This is a genomic window from Streptomyces sp. NPDC008086 (assembly GCF_042957325.1).
GTDB lineage: Bacteria > Actinomycetota > Actinomycetes > Streptomycetales > Streptomycetaceae > Streptomyces.
The window spans coordinates 212,047-224,666 of sequence record NZ_JBIBIA010000006.1; the positions used below are offsets into that span (position 1 = coordinate 212,047).

The following is a 12,620-nucleotide window of genomic DNA, read 5'->3' on the forward strand; positions in this document are numbered from 1 at the left end:
CCGTCTGCTCCATCGCCTCACGGCAACCGCACCCGAGAGACGGCGTAGGAGAGAAGCGATACCTGTGAGCGCAGCGACAACGCGAAGCCGCACCCCCGACCGTCTGTGCGCCGAGGCGGTCGACCTCGCCCGCGGTGCCGCCGAGGAGGCCGCCGCGCCAGGCGTGGTGGGTGAGCACGCGGGGCTGCTGTCCGAGGGCGACCGCGTTGTCACGCACTACTTCGAGTGCAAGGAACTCGGCTACCGCGGCTGGCGCTGGGCGGTGACGGTCGCGCGGGCGTCCCGCGCCAAGGTCGTCACGCTGGACGAGGTGGTCCTGCTCCCCGGCCCGGACGCCCTCCTCGCCCCCGAGTGGGTGCCCTGGAGCGAGCGGCTGCGCCCCGGCGACATGGGCCCCGGCGACCTGCTTCCCACGGACGCCGAGGATCTGCGCCTGGAGCCCGGTTTCTCCGGGGAGGACGAGCCGTTGCCCGACTCGGCCGTCTCGCACGAGATGGCGGAGCTGGTGGAGGCGGAGGACGCGGAGGTCACGGCCGGCGTCCCGGCCAACCTCGCCGTGGCGCCGTCCCGCGGCTCGATCGCCTCCGTCGCGGAGGAACTGGGCATGCGCCGCGCCCGCGTCCTGTCCCGCTACGGCCTCCACGTCGCCGCGGACCGCTGGGAGGAGGCGTACGGCGCCAAGACCCCCATGGCCCAGGCCGCCCCCGCCTCCTGCGTCTCCTGCGGCTTCCTCGCCCCCATCGGCGGCTCCCTCGGCCAGGCCTTCGGCGTCTGCGCCAACGAGTTCTCCCCGGCCGACGGCCGGGTCGTCTCCCTCACGTACGGCTGCGGCGGCCACTCCGAGGCCGCGGTCATGCCCAAGCCCCCACGCCCGGCCCCGCCGGTGATCGACGAGACCCGGGTGGACCCGTTCCCGCTGCGGCCCGCGGCGGATTCCGGGTCGGTGTCGGTGGGGGCGGACGGGGAGTCGGCGGAGCTGGGGCACTCTTAGCGAGGTCCGCTCTGCCGACGGTGGCTACTGGCTATTGGCTACTCGTCCGCGAAGATCTCGTCGGTGGAGGGAGCCGTGACGGCGCGCCGGAACCAGCGGTCCAGGATCTCCAGGTCGGTGCAGCCGGTGATGCGCTGACGGGCGTCTTCGGGGACGTCGATGCCTCGTTCCGCCAGGACCGCCAGGACGTCCTTGGCGGCACGTCGTGCCTCGCCCTCGGCACGGCCCTCGTCCCGGATCTCTTCTGCGATGTACGACTTGTAGAAGGAGAGGTCCACGGCCACCAGGTTCCTCCAGAGTTCAGCGGCCGGGTGCTTGCCCAAGCCTTGTGAGATGAGTTCGGTGATCGGTTCGGCGATGGCCTGCGGTGTGTCCCGCAGCACGGTCGTCACTGCCTTCAGTATGGCCCCGACGTCCGGATTCTTGGCGTGGGTGATCGCGGCCAGTGTGGCGAGCGCGAGGTCCTTGCGGACCTCGGCCGGGTCGGTGATCACCGGCATGTTGTGCGGTCCCGCGACCAGTGGGCGCAGCGTGAGCAGAGGCCACTGGCGAGGGCCGAAGTGGACGGGGCGGGCGGCCCATTCCGCGGTGGCGCGGTCCTGGCAGACGACCAGCAGCATCGGCTGCAACCGGTACTTCGTGAGTAAGTACGAGGCGTAGTACGCCCAGCTCGCGGGCTTGTCCGGATCCTGCCGGCCTTGGGCCTCGATCGCGAGGAGCAACGGCTCGTCGTCCTCCGTCTCCAACCGTAGAAGTGTGTCCACACGGCGTTCGACCGTGCTGGTCTCGGTGAGGTCATTGGACAGGACGGTGACCGAGGTGGGCGGGGCGAAGTCGATGCCCAGCACCTCGGAGACCCCGGAGAAGAGCCCCGGATAGTCCTGGAAGATGCGGTGCATCGCCTCGTGGGACGAGCTGACCATGGTGCGGTTTCGGGCCTTTCCTCGGTGTGTCGTGACTGGGCTGGCTGCCACTCAGGTGGCTGGTACGGGATCGGGGACACGGCAGTTGCGGCAGCGGCCGGGTAGTGGGGCGCGGAAGGCTCGGTCGCAGCCTTCGCAGGTCTGGAAGGGGTGGTGGACGGGCGGGGGTGGTGCTGGTGCCCGGAACGGCGGTGGGGGCGGGAGCTGGGTGGTGAGGCGGTGGGACAGGAGGGCTGCTGGGCGGCACAGGGGCTCGGGTGGGAGGTCGGTGGTCAGGGCGTGGCGTACGGCGGTGGGGGCGATGTCGCGTTCCAGCCAGGCGGCGACGCCTGGGGCCAGGTGGGCCGTGTCGCTGGCGGAGAGGAGCAGGCGGGGGTCGTGGCGGCGGAGGTCTGCGAGGAGGTCCGTGGCGCGCTGGAGGAGGGCGGGGGCCGGGTAGACGGGCTTCGGCACGGCGGGGAGGGGCTTACGGGGTGTGCGCTTCCTCGGGGGTGGCGGCCTGTGCTCGGCCTCGCGGCTGTGACCCGGCTGGTTGCAGGAGATCGTGCGGGTGACGATGCGGCCGGTGGGGGTGCGTTGACGCTCGCGGCGCAGGTAGCCGTGGGTCTCCAGCTCGCGTATGGCGGCGGCGATACGGGTCGTGCCCTCGGAGAAGCGGGCGGCGAGGGTCTTGATGTCGGCGCGGGCGCCGGAGGGGAGCGACTGGATGTAGACCGCCAGGCCGATCGCGAGGCCCGAGAGAGAGGGGTGCTGGGCCAGGTGGTTGCTGATCACCGTGAAGCGGGTGGTGTGGCGGGTGTGGTCGTGGACCAGGCCGCCGCCGGTTCGGGTGGTGTTGGTGGTAAGTCGAGACTGGGGCGCGAGGGCGCGCTAGGGTTTTGAATATCCATCGGGAAGGGTCCACTTCCTTGGTGGTCAGGCCCTCGCACTGGGATGCCAGTCCCGGCGAGGGCCGTCGCATGTCTGGGGCATATCTGCGGTGGTGCTGCGGCGAGCGTAAGCCGGGCAACCCGTTCCGAATCCAGCCGAGTTGGTGATGTTCACCCGAGTGGGTGAGTTTGCGCTGCGGGCGGAGGGAGGGGGTGGGTTTGGTCGGGTTCTTTCACCCTCGTGTTTCTTCGAGGGGACCGCTCGACCCGCCGCAGCACCGATTTCTGGCGATCGGTGGAAGGGCGATCTCGGCCCACACGGTCTTGCGCGGCGCCGGGCCCTCGGAGAATCCCCAACGGTCCGCGAACGCCTCGACGAGCAGCAGCCCCCGGCCCGACTCGGCTTCCGGGGTGATGTGTTGGGGGTGCGGGAAGCGGTCGCCGCATGTGTCCGTGACCTCGATACGGAGGGTGTCGCCGACGACGTGGAGCAGCAGGAGGAAGTCCCGGCCCGGGACGCGGGCGTGGGTGACGGCGTTGGATACCCCACGGCACTTGCCCTTTGGCTGCCGTGGGTCGGTGTCGATCCAGAACTGGATGGCCCGCTGGATCTGCGCTTCTACCGACGACCTCGTCGCGGAGGGCCGTTGCGCAGGTAGTCGCTCCGCGCATGACCCTGGTGAGGCACCCGGGTCGCAGGGCTGCCAAGGAGATGGTCTCCCGCGTTCAGCCCCCGGCTCCCAGCGTGCTCGGTGCTCAGTCGAACCACCGGTCCCGCGCCAGCTCCCCCGTCCGCGAAGGATCCTCCAGCAGGGCCGCCACCTCGAACCGCCGCGGCCACTGCCCCGCCGCCCAGGCCAGCCCGGCGGCCACGCCCTCCAGGGTCGCCGCGTGCAGCACCCCGTCGTCGGTCAGCCGCCAGTCGATCTCGACCCCGTCGACGACGAGCTCCTCGTGCTCGACGTACGACTCCGGCGTCCGCGCCCCCAGCAGCACCCGCACCGGCTCCGGTACGTCGTGTTCGGTGCCCTCGCTGGTGACCTCGCCGGTGACGGACTCGCTCAGCCGCCGTACCTGGAACAGCTCGGCCAGTTCGGCGGCGCGGGCGGGCCGGACCGGCAGCAGGGGCACGCCCTCGGTGAAGGGCAGCAGGTCCGGCGAGTCGACGACCACCGCGTCGGCCGCGTCCACGACCTCGACCCGCCCGTCGACGACGGCCCGCAGCTCGTCCGGCAGGGTGACCTGCTCGGGGTCCAGGTCGGCCAAGGAGCCGTACAGGGCGTGCAGTTGGGCGGCGGTGACCGGGCGGTCGGGGTCGGCGAGGCGGTCGAGGAGTTCGGCGGCGCCGCCCGGCTCGTCGAGCAGCGCGGCGACGGAGGTGCGCACGCCGAGGGCCCGCAGCACCTGTTCGTCGTCGAAGCCGGTCGCGTCGGCCTCGTCGTACAGGCCGCGCAGGAGCGGGTCGCCGCCGGAGGCGAGGAGCCCGGCCGGGCGGCGGCCGTCCAGCACCGGGTTCCCGCGCAGCCACCAGGCCGTGTACGGCCGTACGACCTCGTGCGTGCCGTCGGGCAGCAGGATCCGCACCTGCTGGGTCAGCGCGTCCCGCAGCGGCGGCTGGGCGAGCAGGGCGAGGGCCTGCGGCCACTTGTCGTCGTCGACCAGGTCCAGATCACGTACGGCGATCAGCTCGGTGGCGACGGGCGGTACGGGCGTGTCCGGGAAGCGGTCGAGGATGTCCTCGCACCAGACGTCGACCGCGTCCAGCAGACCGGCGTCGTCGGGCTCGGCGAAGTCCCCTTCGCGGGGCTCCAGTTCATCCGGGTCGAGGACGACGTCCGTGGCCCGGACCAGGGCGAAGTTGGCGAGGACACCACAGGCGGCCAGCGGCTGCTCGCCCCACTTGTCGGCCAGTTCGGCGTCGAGGGCGGCGAGTTCGTCCTCGCGCATGACCTGCGCGAAGGGGCTGCCGGGCAGCACCAGCTCACCGGCGGGCGCGAGCTCCCCCTCCTCGTCGGGCAGCGCGAGCGCGCCGAGCCACGGCTCGTCACCGGGCTCCAGGCCGGCGTCCCGCACCAGCGCGAGCACGGCGTCGGCCAGTTCCTCGGCGTCCGGCGCGTCCTCCTCCCAGCTGACGCCACCGTCGTCGTCCAGGGACGCGGCGACGGCGGCCCGTACCTGCGGAGTGGTGAGGACCGCGCGGGGCGTGGCCGGCAGGGCGCCGAGCTTCTCCAGGAGTGGGTGCGCGGCGTCCGGGTGGGCGACCTTGAGGCCGAGGCGGGTGAGGACCTCGGGGTCGACGGGGGCGCCGTCGGAGGTGGGGAGCAGGACCTGCCGGGGCCCGATGGTGGTCCGCCCGTCGGCCAGCGGTACCGGCAGGCCGGACAGCCGGTCCGGGTCGACCCCGGCGAGGCTGTCGTACAGCCGCCGCCACCAGCCCGGCTCCTTCTCCAGCCCGGCGAGCCGGTCGACCGCGTCGGTCAGCGGGACCCGGGAGACGCCCAACGTCCGCAGCTCCACCCGCCGTTCGAGTCCGGCGGGCAGCAGCGTCGGCAGCACCTCGGCCAGCACCCGCACGGTGTCGGCGCCGGCGCCCTCGACGACCTCGGCGTCCCGCGGCCGCAGCGACTCGGGCAGCTCGGAGTCGTGCTCGAGCGGCTCGACCGCGGGCGGCAGGAAGGACGTGCGCGGCAGCCGCTCCAGGATCGCCTGCCGCAGGGCCCCGTCCAGCTCCCCCTTCCCCAGCGGCCCGGGGACGAGGCCGATGACGCCCTCGCTCACCGGGCGCCATTCGGCGAGCAGTTCGGCGTACGCGTCCGCCGCGCGCTGCACGAGGAAGTCGGTGAGCGGGCCGGGGGCGGCGTGCCGGCGGGTTGTGTCCAGGGGGAACGAGGCGATGAGGAGGGCGGGGACGCCGAGGGGTTCGTCGCTGGGCGTGGGCGCGTGGACGACGGGGGCGGTGCGGGGGCGGGCCGGGGTGCTGTCGGTGGCGTCGACGGGGACGGCCCAGGTGAGCGACCAGTGGGGGCGCAGCCGTTCCTCCACCGGCCGGTCGGCGAGAAGCTCGGGCGTGAGCGGGCCGGAGGCGGCGACCGTACGCCAGTGGGTGACGCCGTCGACGCCGTCGCGGGAGTCCTCCACGACCGTGAAGGGCCCGTCGGTCCGGCGCCGCAGCGTGCGCGGGGCGTCGTCGCCGACCTCGATGACGACCTCCTCCAGCCCGGGCAGGGCGAGGAGCAGCGCGTCGTCGACGGAGTGCAGCAGCCGCTCGGCGAGGTCGGCGGCCGCGGTGTCGCGCAGCGGCAGGATGACGGCGGTGTCGTACGGATCGGGGGCGGTCCCCTCGGCCGCGAACGGCAGCCGCAGCAAGGGCACGTGTCCGTCCCGTCGGCGGATCTCGTCCCCGAGTCCCGGGCTGTGCCGCGCGGTCTCCTGGGCCAGCTCCCGGGCCTCGGCCAGGGACCACCGCACACCGCCGTGCCGGCCGACGACGGCGGGCTCGTCGGTGACGGAGAGGACGGCGGCGAACCCGACGCCGAAGCGGCCGACGGACGCCGTTTCCCGCTTGGCCGAGGCGCGCAGGGTGGACAGCGACTCGACACCGGCCGCGTCCAGCGGCGCCCCGGTGTTGGCGGCGACGAGAACACCCTCACGGAGGGTGAGCCGAAGGCGCCCGGCAACCCCTGCCCGGGCGGCGGCGTCAGCGGCGTTCTGAGCGAGCTCGACCACGAGCCGGTCCCGGTACCCGCCGAGAACGAGGTCCTCCTCGGCGTTGGCGTCCTCCCGGAAACGGGCGGGGCTGGTGGCCCAGGCCCCCACCACTCCACGCCGCAGACGGGCCGTACCGAAGGGGTCGGCGCCTTCGGCCGCGGGCCGCACGAACTTGCTCACGTTGACTCTCCTCATCGGCGTGATGTTGAAGGTACCGCCGATGTGGTGTCGATGTGCCGGTCGGCGTCGGCGGGCAGCAAGGCGGCTGAGCTTTCCACGTGGGCGCGCTCTTGGGGACTCGCCGTCAGTGTCGTCCTACGGAACTTGTTGCTCGGCTGGTGCGTCAGGCCATGAGGTGGGCTTTGTCGCCAGGTTGGCATTGGGTACTCGACGGGTTTTCGTCCTGCCCGCACCCCGCACCCCGCACCCCGCACCCCGCACCCCGCACCCCGCACCCCGCACCCCGCACCCCGCACCCGCACACGAGAGGAGGTCCTCTGTCGCGGATCTCGATTGCTCTCAAGCCATATCAAGCTCAGTTCTTCCTCAAGATCGCTCTTACTCATTGCGGTGGGCTTGAGCGCTCCTCTAGTTTATGGAACGAGAGTTCGGGGGGTGACTTGACCGGTCATCGAACCCTTTGTCGTGCTATCTGCCTGACCGGGGTGAACTCTCCCTAAAGAAACTGGGGGTCTCCTTGCTTTCCAAGAGTCGGTATTCACGCCCGTTCGCAGCTTTGAGTTCTGTTGTTACGGCGACTCTCCTGACGGTGGCGCTGGCGCCCGCTGCCCATGCAGCGGAGCCGACCGATGAGCAAATCCGTCTGGCGGTTCAGCGCCATTTCAATGGCAGCTGGACGCAGGAGGACGTGGCTTTGGTGCGCTCGATTCCGGAACTTGCGGCCGTGGTTCCGGATGTCACTCGACCTGTCGAGGTCGACGTTGACTCTGTAGTCACGAACGCTGACGCCGTGACTCCGGCGGATCAGGCACGGATCGCGGCCGAGCTGGCTTTGGCTGCAGCGCGAGGCACTTTGCCGCCCAAGGAGGCGGTACCTAGCGAGGCTGGCGAAGAGAACGTCAGCACGGCGGAACCCGAGATCGACCCCGAGGGTGAAGCGGCATCCACTCCCTCGGGCTTGCGGGGGAAGACGAGGTGGAAGATGACTCACATCACCCATACTCACCGCAGCTACACGGGAATGACCATCTTCAAGTACCACACTTATGCCGAGTTTCAGTATAATGGCTCGAAGGTGCTCAAGTGGGGGCAGCGCTATGATGACTTCACAGATGAGGATAAGGTCGCTGGGATCAAAATAGAAAGCAAGCGGATCGTAAATACCAAGTCGCGCACTCCTGCAGCGTCGGCTTCATCGACGATGAAGAGGCAGGTGGAGTTGTGTGTCTTTAAATACGGCTGCTATGCGACCCTTCATCCGTGGGCCAAGGTCAAGGTCTATGGGACCGGGAAGACCAAAATTGGCGGAAGCGGCGTTTAAGGAGAGCGGGATAAAATGAAGTCGCTCGTCGGATCATTGATTGCCGTCCTCGCCGTCTTTGCCCTGATTCTGCTGGTGCTTGGGTCTGGCTTTGGCGGTATCGAGATCTCGTTGTGGCTGGCGGCGCTCGTCGCGTCCGTCGTCTTTACGGTTCGTCATCATCGCCGTAAGGACAAAGAGAAGGCGGGATCCTAGACGAAGTGACTTCTGCCTCCCGGCGGCCTGCCCTGTACGGGTTGGTTCCCGGCAGAGCTGGCCAGGTGGTGTCACGGTCGTCGGTCCTCCCCTCGCAGGTCGAGTGCCTCTAAGCGAGTCTGCACCGTGACTCGCTCCTGAAGACCACGGTCAAGGCCACCCAGGACGGCTACTTCCGCTACTCCTTCGCGGGCACCTCGACCACCCCGGCGGTCAGCGCCGCGGGTGACTTCGTCGACGTGCGGTAGTCGCCGGAACCACAAGGCCGACAGGCCGTGAGAAGGACTGGGCACGCGTCACGAACTCCCTGTGACACAAGGGAGTTCGTGACGAAGCTCACGAAGATTCCGCCCGTGCCGCACAACCGGCCACGCCCGGCGCCTATCTGATCACATGGACCAACAGGTCCCACGATCACCCGGGCCCCGATGTGACCAGCAGTGCAGGGAACGACGACCAGCGGGGCCCCTTTCCGTACCAGGGGAACGCATGCGCATCAGAGCCACCGTGGCCGCCGTCTCCGGCGCCCTGGCCCTCTCCGCCCTCGCCGTGCCGGCCGCCCAGGCCGACGACTCCGCCGCCGCCTACCGCGCGGAGGTCGCGAAGGTCCGCCAGGCCGCGCACGCCGCGTCCGACAGGGCCCCGGCCGCTGAGGGCAAGCCGTACGCCCTGAACGTCTCCTTCGCCAACTTCAAGATCGCCAAGGCGGTCAAGGTCGGCACGACCAACCACGTCTCCACCACGGTGACGTACACGCTGACCCACGGCGCGGACGTCAAGATCAGCGCCGCGGACTTCATCACCGACCCCGTCATCTACCGGGGTTCCGCCACCGCGCCGGACAACATGCTCTACGGCAACAAGCCGGCCAAGTGCACCGCGACCTCCCCGACCACCGCCACCTGCAAGGGCACCATCGACGTCTACCCGGGCGACCACGAGCTGGTCAACACGGACGCCGGTACGTGGCGGGCCGCCGCCGAGGCCACCGCCTTCAACGGCCAGAAGCCGGGCGGCGACACCTTCGACATCACCAAGGTCGGCTACAAGGGCCAGAGCGGCCTCGGCACCACGCTGATGCAGCGCTTCTCGAAGCTGACGGTCAACGCCGCGCCGGAGCCGGTGAAGAAGGGCAAGACCATCACGGTCACCGGCAAGCTCTCCCGCGCCAACTGGGACCGCGGGACGTACAACGGCTATGTCGAGCAGCCGGTGAAGCTCCAGTTCCGCAAGAAGAACAGCAACACCTACACCACGGTCAAGACCATCAAGACCAACGCCACCGGCGACCTGAAGACCACGGTCAAGGCCACCCAGGACGGCTACTTCCGCTACACCTTCGCGGGCACGACGACGACCCCGGCGGCCACGGCTGCGGGCGACTTCGTAGACGTCCGGTAGGACAACGCCCCAAGGGGCGCGGGAAACTGCGCGACCAGCCGCGACGGGCCGGCAGAGACCCCCGGTGCTCACCGGCCCAGGCCCAGCGCAGAGGCTACGCGGGGAAACGGCGGTCGACCCACCTCCACGTGAACTCCAGGGCGGCCGCCGCCGCCACCGCGATCCCCACCGCGATCCACGGCATCGTCACCCCGACGAGCCGCAGCGCGAAGAACTCCTGCAGCCAGGGCACCACCAGCACCAGCAGGAAACCGAACCCCATCGCGGCCACCAGGGCGATCCGCCACCAGGTGTACGGGCGCGCGATGATGGCCAGCACCCACATCGAGATCAGGAAGAGCGTCAGCGTGGCGGCGCTGGTCTCGGCGTCCAACGCGCCCTCGCCCGTGTAGTGATGACGGGCGATCAGATACGTCACGAAGGTCGCCACGGCCGCCACGACACCGCCCGGGATCGCGTACCGCATGACCCGCCGTACGAAGTGGGGTCTCGCGCGCTCCTTGTTGGGCGCGAGGGCCAGGAAGAAGGCGGGGACGCCGATGGTGAGGGTGGAGAGCAGCGTCAGATGGCGCGGCAGGAAGGGGTACTCCACCTGCCAGAACACCACCATCAGCGCCAGCAGCACCGAGTAGACGGTCTTGACTAGGAACAGGGTCGCGACCCGCGTGATGTTCCCGATCACCCGCCGCCCCTCGGCGACCACCGACGGCAGCGTCGCGAAGCTGTTGTTGAGCAGCACGATCTGCGCGACCGCCCGGGTCGCCTCCGACCCCGAGCCCATCGCCACGCCGATGTCGGCGTCCTTCAGCGCGAGGACGTCGTTCACACCGTCCCCGGTCATGGCGACGGTGTGCCCGTGCGACTGGAGCGCGCCGACCATGTCCCGCTTCTGCTGCGGGGTGACCCGCCCGAACACCGTGCCGTCGTCGAGGGCCGACGCCATCCCGTCCTTGTCCCCCGGGATCCGGCGTGCGTCGACCGTCGTCCCGGTCAGCCCGAGCTTGGTCGCGACCGCGCCCACGGACACGGCGTTGTCCCCGGAGATCACCTTGGCGCGGACGTTCTGCTCGGCGAAGTAGCGCAGGGTGTCGGCGGCGTCGGGCCGCAGCCGCTGTTCCAGTACGACGAGGGCGGCCGGCTTCGCGCCCTCCGCCACGTCGGGATCGTCGAGGTCGCGGCCGGCGCGGGCGAGCAGCAGGACGCGCAGGCCCTGTTCGTTCAGCCGATCGGTTTCGGCCAGGGCCGGGTCGTCGGCGGGCAGCAGCACGTCGGGGGCGCCCAGCAGCCAGGTGCCGGCCTCGCCGTTGCCCTCGCTGAAGGTGGCGCCGCTGTACTTGCGGGCGGAGGAGAAGGGCAGGGACTCGGTGCAGCGCCAGTCCTCGGCGTCGGGGTAGGCGTCGATGATGGCCTGCAGGGAGGCGTTCGGGCGGGGGTCGGACTCGCCGAGGGCGCCCAGCACCTTGCGTACGTGGTCCTCGTCGCTGCCGCCCAGGGTGCGCAGCTCGGTGACGTCCATGCCGCCCTCGGTGAGCGTGCCGGTCTTGTCGAGGCAGACGGTGTCGACGCGGGCGAGGCCCTCGATGGCGGGGAGTTCCTGCACCAGGCACTGCTGGCGGCCGAGCCGGATGACGCCGATGGCGAAGGCGACCGAGGTGAGGAGGACGAGGCCCTCTGGGACCATGGGCACGATGCCGCCGACGGTCCGGGCGATCGAGTCGTCGAGTTCGTTGTCCTTGGCGACCAGCTGGGTGATGATCAGGCCGAGCGCGGCCGGGATCATCATCCACGTCACGTACTTGAGGATCGTGGAGATGCCGGAACGCAGCTCGGAGTGGACGAGGGTGAAGCGGGAGGCCTCCTCGGCGAGCTGGGCGGCGTAGGCCTCGCGGCCGACCTTGGTGGCCTGGAAGGCACCGCCGCCGGCGACGACGAAACTGCCGGACAGCACCCGGTCCCCGGGCCGTTTGACGACCGGGTCGGCCTCCCCGGTGAGCAGCGACTCGTCGATCTCCAGCCCGTCGGCCTCGACGCACACCCCGTCCACGACGGCCTTGTCCCCGGACCCGATCTCTATCAGGTCGTCCAGCACGATCTCGGACGTGCCGACCTCGGCGGCGACCCCGTCGCGCCGCACCGTGGGCCGGGCCTCGCCGATCACCGCGAGCGAGTCGAGGGTCTTCTTCGCCCGCCACTCCTGGATGATCCCGATGCCGGTGTTGGCGAGGATCACGAACCCGAACAGGCTGTCCTGGATCGGCGCGACGAACAGCATGATCACCCAGAGCACGCCGATGATCGCGTTGAACCGGGTGAACACGTTGGCGCGGACGATGTCCGCCATCGACCGGCTGCTGCGCACCGGTACGTCGTTGACCTGCCCCCGCGCGACCCGCTCGGCCACCTCGGCCTCGGTCAGCCCGCCCGTCGCCACCGGGGCGGTGGCGGGGTGCACGGCGTCGTCCAGTTCGGTGCCCGCGTCGGCATGCGTCATGCATTCGACGGTACGTGCGGATTTACGGCTTCACCCGCCGAGCGAACGGAAGTTCCGACCTGGGGAGGACGGGCGTCGTACCGGGGTCGTACGGCCGGGTCAGTCGGCGGACGGCGCCGGTGACTGCTCGGTCTTCGACTCCGGCCCGGGCGTCGTCTCCGGAGCCCCGCCCGCCGCCGCCCTCTTGAGAGCGGCATCGCGTCGGCGGACGTACCAGATGCCGATCAGTCCCAGTCCGCCGCCGGCCAGACAGGTCCACACCCACCAGGTGAGGTCGCGGTCGTCGAACCAGCCGTAGAAGGGGAGCTGGACGACGAAGAGGACGAACCACAGGATCGTGCCGCCGGTGATGGTGGCGACCACGGGGCCCTCCAGGGGCTCCGGCGCCTCGTGCTTGGGGGTCCACTTCGCCATGGGGGACAGCTTACGAGGCGATCGGATCCACTTTCGAGGCGATCGGATCCACGCGGATCTACGCGCGGAGATCGCCGTTCTCGGCTTTATATGTTCATACTGAAACGGTTTATGCCTGACCACTTCT

The 12,620-nt window shown here is 70.4% G+C and carries 9 protein-coding genes and 2 pseudogenes; 5 read left to right on the forward strand and 6 right to left on the reverse strand.

Features of this window, described 5'->3' with window-relative positions; translation table 11 throughout:
• The first annotated feature begins 64 nt into the window (after positions 1-64).
• Positions 65-991 (forward strand): DUF3027 domain-containing protein, encoded by a 927-nt coding sequence (locus ACFZBP_RS22375; RefSeq protein WP_383447276.1) that lies wholly within the window; start codon positions 65-67, stop codon positions 989-991.
• Positions 992-1,029: 38 nt separating this feature from the next.
• Here the strand turns inward: ACFZBP_RS22375 and ACFZBP_RS22380 are convergent, their stop codons facing one another.
• From ACFZBP_RS22380 to ACFZBP_RS22395, 4 genes and pseudogenes are all read right to left on the reverse strand, one after another.
• Positions 1,030-1,914, reverse strand: coding sequence for a hypothetical protein (locus ACFZBP_RS22380; protein ID WP_391415471.1), 885 nt, complete (start codon positions 1,912-1,914; stop codon positions 1,030-1,032).
• 51 nt (positions 1,915-1,965) lie between these two features.
• A pseudogene (locus ACFZBP_RS22385) lies at positions 1,966-2,804 on the reverse strand (helix-turn-helix domain-containing protein).
• Positions 2,805-3,016: 212 nt separating this feature from the next.
• Positions 3,017-3,382, reverse strand: a complete 366-nt coding sequence (locus ACFZBP_RS22390) for an ATP-binding protein (RefSeq protein WP_391416079.1) — start codon at positions 3,380-3,382, stop codon at positions 3,017-3,019.
• 157 nt (positions 3,383-3,539) lie between these two features.
• Entirely contained in the window at positions 3,540-6,671 is a 3,132-nt protein-coding gene (locus ACFZBP_RS22395; RefSeq protein ID WP_391415473.1) for a sacsin N-terminal ATP-binding-like domain-containing protein, read from the reverse strand.
• Between the two features lie 589 nt (positions 6,672-7,260).
• Here ACFZBP_RS22395 and ACFZBP_RS22400 point away from each other — a divergent pair.
• The 4 genes and pseudogenes from ACFZBP_RS22400 (at position 7,261) to ACFZBP_RS22415 (ending at position 9,588) form a co-directional block, all read left to right on the forward strand.
• Positions 7,261-7,992 (forward strand): hypothetical protein, encoded by a 732-nt coding sequence (locus ACFZBP_RS22400; RefSeq protein WP_391415475.1) that lies wholly within the window; start codon positions 7,261-7,263, stop codon positions 7,990-7,992.
• Between the two features lie 15 nt (positions 7,993-8,007).
• A complete protein-coding gene (locus ACFZBP_RS22405) occupies positions 8,008-8,187 on the forward strand; it encodes a hypothetical protein (RefSeq protein ID WP_391415477.1) in 180 nt (59 codons plus the stop codon).
• A gap of 137 nt (positions 8,188-8,324) precedes the next feature.
• Positions 8,325-8,435, forward strand: a pseudogene (locus ACFZBP_RS22410) (calcium-binding protein); the annotation flags it as partial.
• Positions 8,436-8,676: 241 nt separating this feature from the next.
• The gene (locus tag ACFZBP_RS22415) at positions 8,677-9,588 is read left to right on the forward strand and encodes a hypothetical protein (RefSeq protein WP_391415479.1); all 912 of its coding nucleotides are present in this window, start codon (positions 8,677-8,679) and stop codon (positions 9,586-9,588) included.
• 94 nt (positions 9,589-9,682) lie between these two features.
• Here the strand turns inward: ACFZBP_RS22415 and ACFZBP_RS22420 are convergent, their stop codons facing one another.
• Both ACFZBP_RS22420 and ACFZBP_RS22425 read right to left on the reverse strand, forming a co-directional pair.
• Positions 9,683-12,079 (reverse strand): HAD-IC family P-type ATPase, encoded by a 2,397-nt coding sequence (locus tag ACFZBP_RS22420; RefSeq protein ID WP_391415480.1) that lies wholly within the window; start codon positions 12,077-12,079, stop codon positions 9,683-9,685.
• 99 nt (positions 12,080-12,178) lie between these two features.
• Positions 12,179-12,493 carry a DUF2530 domain-containing protein gene (locus ACFZBP_RS22425; RefSeq protein WP_383447310.1) on the reverse strand — a complete coding sequence of 105 codons (315 nt, stop codon included), beginning with the start codon at positions 12,491-12,493 and terminating at the stop codon, positions 12,179-12,181.
• Positions 12,494-12,620 lie beyond the last annotated feature (127 nt).

What these genes read in the sequence shown, in the direction of transcription:
- ACFZBP_RS22415 (WP_391415479.1), top strand. Translation starts at nt 8,677, where the DNA reads ATGCGCATCAGAGCCACCGTGGCCGCCGTCTCCGGCGCCCTGGCCCTC.
- ACFZBP_RS22420 (WP_391415480.1), bottom strand. Translation starts at nt 12,079, where the DNA reads ATGACGCATGCCGACGCGGGCACCGAACTGGACGACGCCGTGCACCCC.
- ACFZBP_RS22405 (WP_391415477.1), top strand. Translation starts at nt 8,008, where the DNA reads ATGAAGTCGCTCGTCGGATCATTGATTGCCGTCCTCGCCGTCTTTGCC.
- ACFZBP_RS22425 (WP_383447310.1), bottom strand. Translation starts at nt 12,493, where the DNA reads ATGGCGAAGTGGACCCCCAAGCACGAGGCGCCGGAGCCCCTGGAGGGC.
- ACFZBP_RS22380 (WP_391415471.1), bottom strand. Translation starts at nt 1,914, where the DNA reads ATGGTCAGCTCGTCCCACGAGGCGATGCACCGCATCTTCCAGGACTAT.